The 15,297-nt window shown below is 42.7% G+C and carries 10 protein-coding genes; 4 read left to right on the top strand and 6 right to left on the bottom strand.

Translation table 11 applies throughout. From position 1 onward, the window contains the following. The first annotated feature begins 146 nt into the window (after nucleotides 1–146). Genes FGL37_RS00855 through FGL37_RS00845 form a run of 3 tightly spaced genes read left to right on the top strand, consistent with a single transcriptional unit; the run spans nucleotide 147 to nucleotide 6,363 of the window. A complete protein-coding gene (locus FGL37_RS00855; protein WP_160169537.1) occupies nucleotides 147–3,686 on the top strand; it encodes a TonB-dependent receptor in 3,540 nt (1,179 codons plus the stop codon). Between the two features lie 34 nt (nucleotides 3,687–3,720). Further along, entirely contained in the window at nucleotides 3,721–5,472 is a 1,752-nt protein-coding gene (locus FGL37_RS00850) for a RagB/SusD family nutrient uptake outer membrane protein (RefSeq protein ID WP_028071491.1), read from the top strand. 12 nt (nucleotides 5,473–5,484) lie between these two features. Then, complete coding sequence (locus FGL37_RS00845) at nucleotides 5,485–6,363, top strand: endonuclease/exonuclease/phosphatase family protein (protein WP_028071490.1); 879 nt, start codon at nucleotides 5,485–5,487, stop codon at nucleotides 6,361–6,363. Nucleotides 6,364–6,461: 98 nt separating this feature from the next. Here the strand turns inward: FGL37_RS00845 and FGL37_RS00840 are convergent, their stop codons facing one another. The 4 genes from FGL37_RS00840 to FGL37_RS00825 are packed head-to-tail and all read right to left on the bottom strand — an operon-like array spanning nucleotide 6,462 to nucleotide 10,893. Continuing rightward, a complete protein-coding gene (locus FGL37_RS00840; protein ID WP_028071489.1) occupies nucleotides 6,462–6,869 on the bottom strand; it encodes a hypothetical protein in 408 nt (135 codons plus the stop codon). A 30-nt stretch (nucleotides 6,870–6,899) separates the two neighbouring features. Continuing rightward, nucleotides 6,900–8,489, bottom strand: coding sequence for an efflux MFS transporter permease (locus FGL37_RS00835; RefSeq protein ID WP_028071488.1), 1,590 nt, complete (start codon nucleotides 8,487–8,489; stop codon nucleotides 6,900–6,902). Beyond that, entirely contained in the window at nucleotides 8,482–9,546 is a 1,065-nt protein-coding gene (locus FGL37_RS00830; RefSeq protein ID WP_028071487.1) for an HlyD family secretion protein, read from the bottom strand. Before FGL37_RS00830 ends, FGL37_RS00835 begins: the two co-directional genes overlap by 8 nt. Before the next feature lie 18 nt (nucleotides 9,547–9,564). Beyond that, a complete protein-coding gene (locus FGL37_RS00825) occupies nucleotides 9,565–10,893 on the bottom strand; it encodes a TolC family protein (RefSeq protein ID WP_037534098.1) in 1,329 nt (442 codons plus the stop codon). A gap of 187 nt (nucleotides 10,894–11,080) precedes the next feature. Here FGL37_RS00825 and FGL37_RS00820 point away from each other — a divergent pair, with 187 nt between their 5' ends. After that, a complete protein-coding gene (locus FGL37_RS00820; protein ID WP_028071485.1) occupies nucleotides 11,081–11,866 on the top strand; it encodes an AraC family transcriptional regulator in 786 nt (261 codons plus the stop codon). Between the two features lie 536 nt (nucleotides 11,867–12,402). Here FGL37_RS00820 and FGL37_RS00815 read toward each other — a convergent pair. Together FGL37_RS00815 and FGL37_RS00810 are read right to left on the bottom strand one after the other, a co-directional pair. Next, on the bottom strand, nucleotides 12,403–14,163 hold the full coding sequence (locus FGL37_RS00815; RefSeq protein ID WP_028071483.1) for a HAMP domain-containing sensor histidine kinase: 1,761 nt from the start codon (nucleotides 14,161–14,163) through the stop codon (nucleotides 12,403–12,405). Further along, the gene (locus tag FGL37_RS00810) at nucleotides 14,163–15,287 is read right to left on the bottom strand and encodes a histidine kinase (protein WP_028071482.1); all 1,125 of its coding nucleotides are present in this window, start codon (nucleotides 15,285–15,287) and stop codon (nucleotides 14,163–14,165) included. Before FGL37_RS00810 ends, FGL37_RS00815 begins: the two co-directional genes overlap by 1 nt. Nucleotides 15,288–15,297 lie beyond the last annotated feature (10 nt).

Here is a 15,297-nt window from a genome sequence, read left to right as displayed (position 1 = left end):
ATCGCTCCTGAATTTTGTCTTCGAAAAGACTAGCTGAAAAGATTTAATAGACTTAAAACCATTACAACCGTATGCAAAAGTACAAAAAAAAACGGTATGGAGGTCCTATGCCTAAAAGTAGGATCTCTACCAAAAAAGAATTGGCTATGAAAATGTCATTAGCGATTCCTTTGTTGCTGGCCTCTAACCTCCAGTTGAGTGCAATTACATTTGGACAAGGAGTCAACATCCAAAAGAAAAATGCTAAACTCGAAACCATATTAAAGGTTTTTGAAGAGCAGAGCGGTTACAATATTCTGTATAAAGCTTCCCTGCTACGCGACACTAAACGGATAGACGTCAATTACAAGAACGTGCCATTCGAACACGCATTGAAAGATGTTCTGGCCAATTACCAGATCGCCTATAAGATGATGGACAACAATGTGGTACTAAGTAAGCCAGCAGCCAAATCGGCAGCAGTACCCTGGAATCCACCTATTGCAGGCTTCAATAATTCGGTTTTCATCCAACAGCGCAACGTAGAGGGAAATGTGGTAGATTCAAAAGGAAATCCAGTTAGCAATGTTACCATAACGGAGAAGGGAACGGAAAATAGAACTACCAGTGACGAAAACGGGCGATTTGAAATTCGTCTTAAGACAAATAATGATCAGCTGATATTTTCGATGCTAGGCTACCAGTCCAAGGAAGTTAATGTCAGTGGACAGAGTAAGATCCAGGTTAGCCTGGACATGGCTATCACAGCGATGGATGAGGTGGTAGTCGTCGGTTACGGCGAGCAAAAAAAGGTTAACCTGACTGGGGCAGTTAGCCAGATATCGGGCAAGGAATTTGAAGATCGACCTGTCACACAACTCACCCAAGCGCTACAGGGCAATATTCCCAATCTCAATATTGTTTTTGGTTCCGGAAAGCCCGGCACCAGTGGTTCGATCAATGTACGTGGAAATACCTCCATCAACGGTGGCGGCCCCTTGATTTTGATCGATGGTATTCTTGGTACTTTAGACCGTATCAATCCGAATGATGTAGAATCTGTTACAGTCCTCAAAGATGCTTCAGCAGCGGCTGTCTATGGAGCGCGAGGAGCCTTTGGTGTTGTTTTGGTCACAACCAAAAAAGGGGGCAAAAATGGGAAGACCTCCATTGAATACAATAACAATATTGGCTTCACCACACATGCAACGAATACGGATTTCATAACCAGCGGTTATTGGAATGCTAAGATCAACGATGATGCCATGTATAATGCATTGGGTTACCGGACCACACGATATACCGACGAAGATTATGAAGAATTACTGGCACGTGTTAACGACAAAACCGAAAACCCAGAAAGACCTTGGGTGGTGATCAAGAAAGACGCTAGCGGCAATGACATATACCGGTATTATGCCAATTTTGATTGGTTCAATTACTTGTACAAAAAGACAAGACCAAAAAATGAGCATAATCTTTCTTTTTCTGGAGCTTCAGGCAATACGCGCTACGCCGTATCGGGCTCTAAAGCAAGTGAACAGGGAATATTCAACATTAATCCGGACAAATTTGGGCGCTACAATTTAAGGGCAAATATCGCATCCGATATACGTAGTTGGCTTACGGTCAGTAATAGTACCCATTTTTTCAAATCGAGCTATGACTGGGCAGGGCTGGAAAATAATTTCAGTGCAGTTACCAACAATGTGAGCAATAGCCCAACCTATCATTATCATGCGATGTACGTTCCCCGCAACCCAGACGGTACACTTACAGGTTATTCAGGTATCAACAGCTACCCGATCGGATATGGCCTGCACAACGCACTCGAAAGCGGTACGATGCGAGGGTATACTCGTGGTACGGAATTTACCAATATGACAGAGGCGGTGTTGAAGCTGGGGAAAGGTCTGTCGGTAACAGGTAATTATTCCTATCGGGAATTTCGCTCAGACTATTCCTACAGGCAGACTAAACAGTACTATTCCAAGTATCCAGGACAGCTCGAATTGTCTTCTCTTGGTGCGTTGAACCAGGATAAGCTTCGTGAAAATATGGAAAAATACGCTTGGCATTTTATCAATATTTTTGCCACTTACCAAAGAGATTTTGGAGATCATCATGTTTCGGTGATGGGCGGCTTTAATCAGGAAGACCGCTCTCATAAGCGGATTGGTGGAATCGGTCAAGATCTGCTATCCGAAAGCTTAAATGATCTTGATCTGGTAATTGGCGAGAAGCAGTTTGAAGCAGGTGGTGATGAGTGGGCAGTACGTGGTGGTTTCTATCGTGCCAATTATGATTATAAAGGCAAATACTTGCTGGAGGTCAGCGGACGGTACGATGGTACCTCACGGTTTCCAAAGCATAGCCGATTTGGTTTTTTTCCATCCTTTTCTACAGGCTGGAGAATTAGCGAAGAGAAGTTTTTTGCTCCGTTAAAGAACAAGATCAATAACCTGAAGATCAGATATTCATACGGATCATTAGGTAATCAGGAAGTCGCCACCTATGCTTATATTTCGTCAATGAGTACAGGTCAGATCTCTTATCTGGTCAACGGTCAAAAATTAAATGTTGCCAATAGTCCCGCTCCAGTAGCACCGACATTGACCTGGGAAGAAATTACGACCAGCAACATAGGTCTCGACTTTAGTTTATTCAATAATAAACTGGATTTTCAATCTGATTTCTATGTCAGGCAGACCAAAGGCATGCTCAGTAAAGGTAAAACCCAGCCGGCTGTGTTTGGAGCATCCGAGCCCAAAGAAAATGCAGCCGACCTGAAGACCAAAGGTTTTGAACTTTCACTTTTATGGAAAGACCATTTTGATGTCGGCGGAAGACCCTTTAATTATTCCGTGCGAGCTATGCTGTCCGATTATCAAGCTGAAATCACCAAGTTTGCCAACGACGCCGGCTTGTTGAGTAATTATTATAAAGGACAAAAACTCGGTGAGATATGGGGATACCATTACGATGGATTTTTTAAGACAACCGAAGAGGCTCAGGAATATGCTAAGTATGTCAATCAAGATCAGATCAATCGGCGTCGTGTACAGGCTCCCACCGCAGACTTACGAATGCTTCAAGCAGGAGATATCAAGATATTGGATCTCAATGGCGATGGCATCATCGATGCCGGAGACAATACGTTGTTCAATCCCGGAGATCGTACGATCATCGGAAACAGTCAGCCGCGTTACTCTTACGGGCTAAATCTGGGGGCCAACTGGAATGGGATCGATCTGTCCGCTTTTTTTCAGGGAATCGGTAAGCAAAATTGGTATCCTAATCTGGAAGCACAAGCCTTTTGGTCCGTCTATGCCAGACCATACGATTCCTTTATTCCTGCTAATTTTCAGGATAAAATATGGTCGCCCGATAATCCAGATGCTTATTTTCCTTTTTTACGCGGCTACACAGCACAAAATTCAGAGCTTTCTGTCGCAAATGATATGTATATGCAAGACGTAGCCTACCTAAAGCTCCGCAATCTGACTGTAGGCTATACCTTCCCTGTTGCGCTCACCCAAAAGGCGAAGATCAATAAGCTACGTCTATTCTTTAGCGGAGAAAATTTGCATACTTGGACCAAATTGGAAACCGACTACATCGACCCCGAGCAGGTAATGACTGACAATACTGGTAGGAGTTACCCTATGGGCCGTGTTTATTCTTTTGGTGCTCAGTTGTCCTTTTAATTTATGCATGTCTGTTATTAAAAATTGAAAAGTAATGAAAAGAAACCTCAATATCTTTACGCTCATCCTTGGGCTTGCGGTTAGTTCTTGTAATAACGATTATCTTGAACGCTATCCCATAGCCGAACTGGCGCCTGAAAACTATTTTAGGACAGCATCCGAGTTGCAGACCTTCACCAATGCCTTTTATGAGGACCTGCCTGATGCGCTCGCTATACATTACAATGCCCCGGGTCAGGGCGATGACGAAGCCCGTAATACTTTGGCTTCAGAATTTCAAGGTACCCGTACCACACCTGCTAGTGACGGAGGGTGGAAATGGACATCCCTTCGCCGGATAAATTTCTATCTTGAGAATTCGCACAAATGTGCTGATGAGGCTGCGCGCCTACAGTACGACGGCGTTGCACGATTTTTCCGCGCCTATTTCTACTATGACAAGATCGTGCGATTTGGCGACGTCCCATGGTACGATAAAGTAAATCAGCTGGATGATCCGGCCATGTTTAAACCAAGAGATTCCCGCAAACTTGTTTTTGCCAAAATACTTGAAGACCTGGATTTCGCTATTGCCAATTGTAGTACCACCAAAAGTACCCAATTGATCAGCAAGTGGACCGCCTTGGCTTTCAAATCCCGAATGTGTTTATTCGAGGGCACATTCCGCAAATACCACGGGTTGGGCGATTGGGAGGAGATCCTTCAGCAAAGTGTAGCAGCTGCAGACGAATTGATGATGTCCAATACCTACAGCATTTACAAAAGTGATCCTAATAAAGCTTATCAGGAACTGTTCATTGCCGAGGAGGCCAATCCAGCGGAAATGATTTTAGCACGACAGTACAGCGCCTCTGTTCCATTTGTACATTCTGCAAATTTCTATATTCTGTCCGCCTCTTTTGGTCGGCCCGGGATGGTTAAAGAACTTGTGAATAGTTATTTAATGAAAGATGGAAGCCGATTTACGGACAAGCCTAACTATGATAAGCTATCGTTTTACGAAGAGACCCAGAATCGCGACCCGCGGCTATCTCAGACAATTCGTACACCTGGGTACAAGCGTATTGGGGCGAGTACCACGTCAGTTCCGGATTTTGCAACCTCAGTAACAGGATATCAATATATAAAGTATATACTCTCGCCGGCCTTTGATGCAGGGCAGAGCACCAATGATATGCCCATAATCCGTTATGCTGAGGTATTACTTAACTATGCCGAAGCAAAGGCTGAATTAGGCACGATTACCCAAGGTGATATCGATAGATCTATTAAGTTGCTTCGCGATCGTGTCAATATGCCCAACCTCATATTGACGGAAGCAAATTCTAAGGTGGATCCCTATCTTTTAGCTGCTTATCCCAGTGTTAGCAAAAGCGGCCACACAGGAATCATATTGGAAATTCGCAGGGAGCGCCGAGTTGAACTGGTCAAAGAAGGTCTGCGCTATAACGACCTGCTGCGCTGGAAAGAAGGAGCAAAGGTAGCCAAACCCTTCTATGGTATGTATTTCCCCGGGGCAGGTGAGTATGACCTGGACCAGGATGGCAAGTTGGATCTTGTTATTTATGAAGGCAACGCACCCGCTAAAAAACCTGGGCTCCAGTATCAGAAGCTAGGCGAACTGGTATTAGAAAATGGAAAAAATGGGGGACGTATTGTGAATTTGCCTGACATCCTCAAAAAATGGACGGAGGAAAAAGATTACTACTATCCGATTCCGACACAAGAACTTCAGTTAAATACAAAGCTCGAACAGAATAAAGGTTGGGACAAATCAGGTACTTAAAAAAATTAGAATATGAAGAATTATAAAAATACGCTTGCTGTCGCCGTCATGGTGGTGGTGAGTTGGGGGGTAGCATACGCACAGGGAACATTAAAGATTGTCTCGTATAATGTGCTCTACGGATTAAAGAAAGACTCTGTCAATATCGACCGGTTCGTAAACTTTACGAGGGATTGGAAGCCTGATGTGATAGCACTCGAAGAAATGAATGGGTATACCCAAAAGACCTTGGAACAATTGGGGCAGCGGATCGGCCATGATTACGTTCTACAATCCAAAGAGGAGGGATTTCCAGTTGCTATTACTTCCAAATACCCTTTAGTCAATTTTAGGAAAGTCACCGAGAATATGTGGCATAGTTACATTTATACGAAGATAAAAGGCGTACATTTTTTTGTCATTCATTTTTCCCCGTTTAGTTACCAGAAACGGCTGAAGGAAGTAGCCGATGTGTTGGCACAAGCCAACGAAATTCCTAGCCATGAACCTATACTGATCATGGGTGACTTTAACTCCCTGGACGTATCAGACAAAGATCAATATGGCAAGGAAGTCCTGGACGCTATGCAACAAAGTGAACGAAAACACAATCATATCCGTAACTTGAGCAATGGAGCAATCGATTATTCGGTATTGGGCAAATTACGTGAAGCGGGATTTCAAGATACATATCGATTATTACATAAGGAGTTTGAAAGCTCCGTTCCGACTTTTAAAGATGGTAACGGAAATATCAAGCAAAATAATACCGGCCACCCCAAGCGTATCGACTTTATATGGGCCAATTCTGTAGCTGCATCGCGTGTCACTAAAAGCGGTATCATCAAGAATGAATATACCCATTATATCTCTGACCATTACCCAACATTTATAGAGCTTACGCTTAAATAAATGATACTATGATTTGATAAATGGCCGTCTCTTGAATAGGAGACGGCTATATTATCTATAAATACTTGTCGTTCCCGTTTATCTCGAGGTAGTTAGACTTACTGCCAGCTTCCTTTAATGGAAACACCGAGTGATTCACTGTCCACCTCCATGTCGATTGGAAAAACGATCTTGTAATGATGCATGTCAACCTCACATTCACCAAGAAAACCAGTTACATCTCCCCAAAGCTGTATACTGTATTTTTGAGCATACAAGGGTAAGGATAATTGCGGCTGGACAGCAAATTGCGCGGGCAAGGTATATTCACTCGGATATTTTTCCGTTTCAGCAATGACGGTCATATGGTCATCTTCAAGGACCTTTAGAGATAACAGTTGCTTCGGTATTTCCTTGGGGCGGTAATGGTTCAACTGGATGGTTTTAAACGTGAACACTTTATCCTCTTTCTTACAGGCCGAAAAGGAAAATAGCAGACTGATGATAAGTACGATTTTACAACGCATGATTGTTTGATGGAATATATTTATGAATAACTATGCAGGTGCCAATCGCTTTGAACGCAGTCTGACGATTGTTTTACTGAGATAAGGTGATAAAGAAATAAGAAGCAAGATTCCTACGATTAGCCAGGCGATAAGTTCGTAGTAATCCATGGCGAAACGTAGCTGATCCTGTTTATGGACAGTCGCCGTCAAAAGTTTTTCAGTTGCCTTACCCGATAGCCCAGAATGCAGACCCTTCGTCAACAGTACATTTGTCTGGGTCTGCATGTACCGGATAAGGGGGTAATCCAATAGTGAAAGGTGATCTTGAAACGCATTATAATGTCTGCTTTTTCCATACAGGTCAAAGAAATTGATCAAAGCAATACTCGCACAGAAACCGAGGTAGCGGATTGCCAGACTTATGGCCGCTGCGGACGTCCCACGCGAAACTGCGACTGCAGAAATCGTATAAATAATGGTGGGTACCATAATTAATCCAACACCGAGTCCTTGCAGGTAAAGGGGAATAAAGTAATTGTATTCATCCGCCTGAACATCGGAATGGTAAAACATGATGATGTGAAAAACGAGTAAGAGGATAAATCCTATACTCCAGATGTAACGAATATTTTTCTTTTGAATAATCATGCAGGCAGCGACAATTGTACCCGATATCAGTCCCATTAGATTGAAGACATTGATATAGGAAATATGCATGGGATCAAAACCTAGTAATGAGCTGAAGTAGCTATTGGTAATGCCTGATACGAATCTGCAGATATACATGATAAACAAAACCAGCAGTCCGGCTTTAAAATTTCGGGATCTAAAAATGCGCAGATCAATATAAGGACGTTTCATGGCACGTTGTCGGATAATAAAGAGAACGGTTAGAACGGTGAGCGCCAGCATAGAGCAACGTATCCTGATATCAGTAAACCAATAATACTCCTGTCCGAAAATCATTATATAGCCAATGAGGACCAAGCCGATGCTATATAAAGAAAAACTTTGCCAGTCTAATTTATAGAGTGGAAAACGGATATTTAGCCGGATACGGTTCATTGTCATGGGTAGAAAAATAAGGCTTGGAAGATAGGAAAACAATGCTCCTTTATATACAATATTAAAATTAAAACTGTCGATCAGATCGGCGGTAACGATGTTATTGAAAGGTAGTGCACAGATCAATAGACCGAAAAAAACAGAAAAGCTTATTTCTCTTGCACGTTCGCTGCGCAGACGGGTAAACATGAGTGACAGAGACAAATTGACGGTACTCGCAAATAATAAGCCTTGGACAAAGCGAATCGGAAAGAAGATGTAAATCTCCTTGGTGAGGTAACAGATCCAGCAGGTAAGCAATAGTAGAAACGTAAATAAGATAAAATATTCCCGTGCTGCCAGATAGTTGAAAAAACGACGTTCCAGACTATAGAATCCCACATATCCTGCGTAAAATAAAGCAACCGAAAACTGCATGTCGGCAGGTTCGCTGCCGTAATAACCTGCGGCGGCCTGCAGGTTTGTAATCGGCAGAAAGAAGAGGACAATACTCGGTAGAAGTAGGGCAAATAGGACAATCTTGATCATCCATTCGGGGACCCACGATTTAAATATTGGAAGGATATTATCCACGGCGTTGTTGTTTGGGAGTGTAGACATTCACATTCATGCCGACCTTTAGCAGATCGATTTCTTTGCGTTTGCCATCGACACGGATGCGGACGGGTACTCGCTGCACGATCTTGACATAGTTGCCAGTTGAGTTGTCAGGTGGCAACAGCGAGAAGCTGGATCCGGTAGCAGGTGACAAGGAGATGATTGTTCCCCTGAACTCCCGATCGGGAAATGCATCAGCGATAATCTTGACTGTATCGCCAATTTGCATATCTGCTATCTGTGTTTCTTTGTAGTTAGCGACAATCCATTTGTCTGTTTCGTCATTGACAATAAAGGCTAGAGGCTGCCCCACATCGATCATCTGTCCGGGTTCGATCGTGCGCCGGCCCATCCGGCCATTATAGGGCGCGAGGATCACGGTATAGCTTACGTCCAGCCTATGGCGGTCAAGCAAAGATTTTAGGCGTGCGATCTCCGCCTCGACAACCTTGCGCTCCGCCTTGATATCTTCGATACGCAAGAGGGACGCGCGATGGCTGTCTTTGGCCGATTGGTAATCGCTGTTGTTGACGTCCAGCGTTGCCTGTACTTCTTCTATCTTTTGTTTTGTGGCAGACTCCTCCGAATATAGTTTTTGATAGCGCTCGTAATCGAGCTGCTGCTTCCATAGTTTAGCTTTATTGCTACCGACCTGACCAGCATAAGCATTAGCGGTCTCTGTCGCAGTTTGTATATTGCTTTCCAATACCCGCAACTGGGCTTCAGCCTTCTTTAACGCGGCTTCAGTCTGCCGTTGTTGCAACACATACTCCCTGTTGTCGATCAAAAACAAGGTATCACCGCGCTTGACATGCTGGTTTTCTTCAAATTTCACATCGACAACAAATCCGCCCGCCCGCGAAATGACAGGATTGACATATTCCTGTACTTGAGCATCGTTGGTCTGCTCATATACATAATAACCCCATAAAGTATAGCCACCCCAGACAGTCAGGCCCAGCACAACTAAACCTGCTATCCAGCCGGTGATCTGTGTAATTAAGCGATCGGTGACAGTGTATTTCTTCTTCATATTTGATAGTTAATAGCCTTATAAAACTCCGATAATATTCTGCAGTAAATAATATTTGTTTTGCGCGGCTATAAGCGCCGCAGCTAGATCAAAGCGTGCCTGTAACAGTTGAATATCAGCATCCAGTAAATCCGTGATTAAAGAGGTTTGATTGAAATACGTGTTTTTGATAATGCGGGCATTCTCTTCAGCATGTTTTACATCAACTTCCGATACCTCAATCTGTTTTAGCGCTTCTTCATAGCGCAGATAGGCTTCTTTAACCTCCTGTCTAACCATGTCTTCAGTATTATGGTGCGCCTCCTCTTCCTTCTCAAATTCCATTTTGGCAGCACTTACTTTATGTATATTATGATAGAGAGCAGATATAGGATACGTTACCTTGACACCTATCACACCGAGTGAATACCAATAAGGGTTGTAGGGTGCTAAAAAGATCTGGGGATTAGCATAGTAAAATTCACCATATATTCCGATGTTGGGCCGGACATTTGCTTTCACTTTCTTAAGATTAATGGCACTCAGCTGCGTCTGCTTCTCCGAGATATGATAGGCAAACGAATGCTTTAACGCAAGCGATAGGTAATGTAAATACGGATGCCTGTCTACTTTTTCGATGTTTGGCACCATCGGGCGTATAATCCGTTCGTCTGGTTCGCCCAGGATAATATTGAGCTTCTGGCTGGCGATCAAGATGTCGTTTTCGATGGTTACCAAAGCCATCTTCCGCTTAGAAAGATCCAGCTCAACGCGCAGTACGTCACTTTTCAGTACCACACCATTCCGGTGAAAACTTTTGATCTCCCGTAGCTGTGTTTCTTGGTCATCAATGTCATTGACGATGAGATTCTTAAATATGAGACAGCGTTGAAGGTCTAGGTAAAGAGAGGCTGTTTTGTAGCGAATATCAGAAACCACTTTATTTTGTTGTACTTCGCTGAGCTGATGTATCGTTTTGTCGGCCTGAATCTTTAATCGGTATTTGTTTCCGTGATAGAGTACCTGATAAAATTCAGCGCCGACATGGTATAGGGTGTGGATGACCTCATGTTGTGTCGGCTTGGCAAATACCCCATTCTCATAGATTGGAATATTTGACGCTTTTTCAGCGGTTCCCTTGATCAATATTTCCGGAAGGAGCAGTTCGAGCTTCGCATCTTTATATTCCGCCAGGGCTATGGCAGTCGTCTTTCGTTGAATCTCGATCAACCTGCTATGCAGTTCCGCTTTCTTCCAGGCTTCGGGCAGACTGAGGTAGAGCGTGTCTGCTGAAGAAAGGGTAGAAGGGACTGCAAAGCCAAGTTGATGGAAAACAAAAAAAACTAATAAAATAATGGTTTTATGCATGTACGGTTCGCTTATTTTTTATGGGGACAAATTTAGACGGCAGGCTTTTTTTGTAATGGCTTGTAAAAGACATGTTTTTATTGATTCTCGCCAATATGAAATAGAACGTTTTTGCGCATTCATCCAATGCCTTATATTCGGACACTTTTTTATTTATATGTATTTTCGTATTTAAATAACAGGGAATATGGGACTGATTGCTTTACTGCCCGCAATAGACGAACACGATGAATCTGCATTCGTTATGCATGAAAAATCCGAAAAATTAATTCCCCTACATACGCACAAAAAAGGCCAGTTGGGATTTATCGAAGGTGGAATTGCCTATATAACGATACATGATAAAACCTACGTTGTACCCGCAAGGCATTACTTTTGGATCCCGGGCGGAGTGCCACATGTCTTACGTATAGGGCACTCAGGAACGGTGTTGCGATCCATCTATTTTTATACGCAGGACGATCAGGCAGATGCCTTCTACAGTAAACTGGGTATTTATCCCGCGACCGAGCTCCTGATTCAGATGATTAACCATACCGAACGCTGGGATGAACAACATGTGATGAAGACTGATTATTATTTTGATTTCTTGGTGTCGATCAAAAAACTGCTGCCACAGCTCGGCAGTGATGCGCTGCCCATTATACTGCCCATCACGTCAGATGAGAGACTGGCACCTATTCTTGCATATCTCGAACAAAATCTCGCCGAACAGATTACTCTGCACGATATCGGCGATCGTTTTTATATGAGTGAACGATCTATATCCAGAATGTTTCAGACGCGGCTACAGATTTCTTTTTTGCAGTATGTGAAGACTTTGCGCATGGTTAAAGCGATAGAAATGTTGCTCAAAACAAATAAGTCCATTACAGACATCGCTTTTGCCGTCGGTTACGATACGCTAGGATCTTTTAGCAATACTTTCTATACCTTCACGCATTCCAGACCTTCAGATTTACGTAGGAAATAAAATGCACGCACATCAACCGTTAATTCTTGAACACATATGTGAGATCAAATTATTGACGCTCACAGGGCTATTGTCTTTGATATTGATAGGCGTGTTTACCTATGTCCTGGTAAAAGTTGTTATTAGCTTGTGGAAGCCGTACAGAATTATACGAAAGATATCTATTCAGTCTGCTTGTGTTTACGGACTAATGTTTATCTTGATATTTAATAAACTCAATTATTTTAATTTCCGCAGGGAGGGCCTCGGTAGACTCAGGGTGATAGATGTGTTGGAACCTCTTGGCCTGACCTTTCTATTATTTTCCGTCTCTGTTATAGCCTGTTATATCGCGCTTTCGAAAAATGGCGGCTATCGGATTCGAAAGTAGAAGATGTACTAACGACGTTACTTGTTCGACGGAGAACTACTTGCGTATGCAGAAGCTGCCCTCTTAGGGGCAAGTGCTTTAGTACTTCGAGTAGAACTTCCCATTATCGAATAGGCCGTACCTGAGATGAACATGATCAAGCCAACAGAGGACTTTGGTCATCTTCTCATGCGATATATGCGCTTTGTTTTGAAAAAGAAGGTTTGTTCAATACAAAAGAGAATGTACTTCCTGCGCCATATTCGCTGACTACCCCGATGCTGCCTCCTTGTCCCTCTATAAATTCCTTACTAATGGACAGCCCCAATCCAGTGCCTTCTTTTTTGGTGCCGGGTATGCGAAAGTATCGTTCGAATATCCTGGATAAGTACTGAGGTTGAATGCCTTGCCCCGTGTCTATGACAGAGAATTTAACTTTATCATCGCTGTGTTCCGTTACACTAATCTGGACAAATGAGTTTTCATAGGAATAACGTATGGCGTTTGACAGTAAATTGGTGAGTACCCAGGCTGTCTTTTCGCCGTCCGCCATCACTGTCTTTACCTTACTGTCCTGATTGATTTTGACCTGCACATTTTTCTGTTCGGCTAAGGACCTTGTCGCGTTGACAGCATAGTTGACGATCTCAGAAATATGGGTCGTTTGTATGTTGATTTGGATGGAGCCGCTTTCCACTTGGGTGATATTCAACAACTCTCCCGTTATTTTTAGCAATCGTTCAGTGTCTTCTTTAATGCCGTCGATCAGACTTCTTTGTTCCATGTTCAAATCGCCAATCTGTTTGTTTTCCAATAATTGCAAACTCATCTTGATGGACGAAATCGGCGTTTTAAACTCGTGAGAAATTGTGCCCATAAAATTGGTTTTTGCCAGATCCATTTCCTTGAATGGTGTGATGTTGCGCAGCATTATGACCCGCCCGATAAATTGCGATTCGGTTTCTCCTGTTGGAATAATATTGATGTCTAATATCTCCTTTTCGAAATAACTTTCCTTACCATCCGCAAAAATCTTTAACGGTTCAGGTTTTCTATTTTCAGATTCCGGGCTGAATATATCTTTGATAATATCCCGTATTAGGTCATTGGTAACCGCAATGTCCTGGATTTGCTTTCCGATGATATCGTTGTCATTGATATCGGTTATTTTCAACGCTTCGTCATTGGCGAATAATACTTTATTAGTTTCATCAATTCCGATAACCGGATCGTGCATGTTATTGATAAGTGTTTCTATGCGTCTTTTCGCTTTCAGGATCTTATCCAAACGGCTTTCAGAATATTCTTCTAGCTTTTCAGCCATTGTGTTGAACGATCTGGCGAGATCACCAAATTCGCTGTGACTTTCAAAATGTACCCGTTTTTTATAATTCTGTGCAGCGACTTCTTTTATACTTTCAGTAAGCTCACGGATCGGATTAGCGATGTTTGAAGGTAAATTCACCAATAAAACAAAGGCAATCATGAAACAGAGTGTGCCAGTAAATGAAATGATAACAATTGCTTTTTGAGCGGTCGCATCTGCGATATTGCTTTTATGTTCAATGGCTTCCATATTCAATCGCATCAGCTCAGTAATATCTCTCCTGATAGCCGAAATCAAAGCAGGCGTTTGTGGATTTTTACTGAGCATTGAGAAATGTTTGATTACCAGATCTGTTGCTTCCCTTTCTCCCATTTCCGTTATATTCTGCTGTTGTTTGGCCAGATTGTCTTTAAAAGTAGCCATAGCGGCTTTATCCTTGCCCATATCTTCTAACGCAATCAACATATTTCGAGAATACTGTAGTGTGTTGTAGTTAGCAACAAGGATGTTGTTTGTGTCTTTCTTTAGCCTATAGATGTACCATCCGCTGACGGCGGCCAGAGCCAAAATTAAAAGGAAGAGCATCCCAACACCAAATGTTAGTTTTGTTTTGATTTTCATTACGACAATATTACTAAATCAATATTTTCCTGGGAAAGTTTATTCAGAAGAGAGTTGAGCGTATCTGTTGCCAGTACTACTTTTAACAAGTTAAGGTGGGGCTTTCCGATACAGACGGTCGTGATTTTTCGCAGCTCACATTGTTCCATTATTGACCTTGTGATGTTTCTGCCCTCTATTTTAATGATTTCGGCTCCCAGTTCCGTTGCTAGTTTAAGGTTATTAATCAGATGCCGCTGCTTATCCAAAGCAATCTTATCAGCACGCTCTTTGGGTGTCTGCACATATAACACATACCACTTACCGTTATAATAATTGGCCAGTCTGGCAGTCTTCCGGATAACAATTTTTGCTGTTTTCTCGTTGGAGCTGATGCAGGCGAGCAACTTTTCCCTTTTTGCAGGGTTGACCATGGTAATTTCCGTATCCACTTTTCGCTCTACCTGTGAGGCTACTTTCTTTAAAGCGAGCTCACGAAGCTGTAATATATGCTCACTTTTGAAAAAGTTATTTAGTGCCGTTTTTATCTTTGCTTGTTCATATATTTTACCCTCTTTCAGTCTTGTGATAAGCTCTTCGGAAGTAAGGTCAATATTGACCACTTCATCTGCCTGGGCGATGACACTGTCCGGCACGCGCTCTTTTACCTCAATCCCCGTTATTTCTCTGACATCTTCATTGAGGCTTTCAATATGCTGTATGTTTACTGCACTGATCACATTTATCCCCGCATCAAGAATATCCATTACATCCTGCCAGCGCTTCTCATTTTTACTCCCCTCAATGTTGGTATGTGCCAATTCATCGACAATGACGACTTCCGGACGTAGGTTGATCACTGCCTGAACATCAAGTTCTTCCAATTCCTTGCCTTTGTAAAACAACTTTCTTCTTGGAATTACCAGAAGACCATCGACCAAGGCATGGGTTTCTTTCCGATTATGGGTTTCTATAAAGCCTATTTTTACGTCTATGCCATTGTGTAAAAGAGCGTGTGCCTCCTGCAACATCCGATAGCTTTTTCCCACACCGGCACTCATTCCAATATAAAGTTTGAATTTTCCCCTGCGGGATTTCTGGATTAAGTCCAAAAAATGTGCAGCACTTTTTCTCTCGTCCTCCATACAAAAAAAT

The sequence above is a fragment of the Sphingobacterium thalpophilum genome, assembly GCF_901482695.1.
GTDB lineage: Bacteria > Bacteroidota > Bacteroidia > Sphingobacteriales > Sphingobacteriaceae > Sphingobacterium > Sphingobacterium thalpophilum.
Note: the sequence above shows the minus strand (reverse complement) of the source record. Positions and strands in the feature narration are given on the sequence as shown.

Bases quoted from the DNA above. Each gene is read 5' to 3' on its own strand.
- FGL37_RS00855 (WP_160169537.1), top strand. From the start codon at position 147: ATGAAAATGTCATTAGCGATTCCTTTGTTGCTGGCCTCTAACCTCCAG.
- FGL37_RS00850 (WP_028071491.1), top strand. From the start codon at position 3,721: ATGAAAAGAAACCTCAATATCTTTACGCTCATCCTTGGGCTTGCGGTT.
- FGL37_RS00845 (WP_028071490.1), top strand. From the start codon at position 5,485: ATGAAGAATTATAAAAATACGCTTGCTGTCGCCGTCATGGTGGTGGTG.
- FGL37_RS00840 (WP_028071489.1), bottom strand. From the start codon at position 6,869: ATGCGTTGTAAAATCGTACTTATCATCAGTCTGCTATTTTCCTTTTCG.
- FGL37_RS00830 (WP_028071487.1), bottom strand. From the start codon at position 9,546: ATGAAGAAGAAATACACTGTCACCGATCGCTTAATTACACAGATCACC.
- FGL37_RS00825 (WP_037534098.1), bottom strand. From the start codon at position 10,893: ATGCATAAAACCATTATTTTATTAGTTTTTTTTGTTTTCCATCAACTT.
- FGL37_RS00820 (WP_028071485.1), top strand. From the start codon at position 11,081: ATGGGACTGATTGCTTTACTGCCCGCAATAGACGAACACGATGAATCT.
- FGL37_RS00815 (WP_028071483.1), bottom strand. From the start codon at position 14,163: ATGAAAATCAAAACAAAACTAACATTTGGTGTTGGGATGCTCTTCCTT.
- FGL37_RS00810 (WP_028071482.1), bottom strand. From the start codon at position 15,287: ATGGAGGACGAGAGAAAAAGTGCTGCACATTTTTTGGACTTAATCCAG.